General features: G+C 39.1%; 1 protein-coding gene. It reads left to right on the forward strand.

The window, feature by feature from the left end; genetic code table 11:
- On the forward strand, nt 1–833 hold an 833-nt coding region (locus tag HMPREF0877_RS09715; protein WP_002829240.1), incomplete at both ends, for a glycoside hydrolase domain-containing protein.

The raw sequence follows: 833 nt of genomic DNA on the forward strand, positions 1-833 counted from the left end.
CCATATACCAGTATCGCTGATTTAACAGTTATTAAGGGCTTGTTAACCAGTAATGGTAATGTTAATCGTGATGCCTCAGCAATGGATACCTCTAAACAATTAACAGCAAATGATGTTAATTACCTAAAGTCACAAGGATATAAAATCATTGGGCGTTACTTGACTGGATCGGTTGGTGATGGTGCCGCTGAAAGAAATAAATATTTAACGCGTACGGAGTTGCATGATATTATTTCGGCAGGTATTAGTGTTGTACCAATCTATCAAGATGGTGGTGGTGTTCTTGGTTACTTTTCAGAGTCACAAGGGATCAAAGATGCTAATTTAGCTGGTCAAGCAGCTCGTGCGTTGGGTATTCCAAGTGGAGCAACCATTTATTTTGCAGCTGATTTGGATGTTGAAGATGGTAACATTGATGCGACAATTATCCCTTATATTAAAGCAGTCGCTAATCAATTGTCAGGCTATAAAGTTGGTATTTATGGTACTCGTAATGTTTGTTCACGTGCGGCAGCAGCTGGTGCAGTCACTAGCGCTTATGTAGCAGATATGTCGACAGGATTTTCTGGTAATTTAGGTTTTCCAATGCCAAAAGTTTGGGCTTTTGATCAATTTGTTGAGTTTACCCTAGGGGGTATTCCAATTGATAATCTAGGGACTTCTGGTCGTGATAAAGGTATTAAAGAAATTAATAATACAATTTCAGCAAAAGCGGCATTGCGTAAAATTATTGACAATGCTAACTTAACTTTAGATGGACCAAAAGTTGTTATAGTCAATGGGGGCGGCCTACATGTGACAGCACAAGCAACAAGCACAGTTAACTCTGCAGA

The sequence above is a fragment of the Weissella paramesenteroides ATCC 33313 genome (assembly GCF_000160575.1).
Lineage (GTDB): Bacteria > Bacillota > Bacilli > Lactobacillales > Lactobacillaceae > Weissella > Weissella paramesenteroides.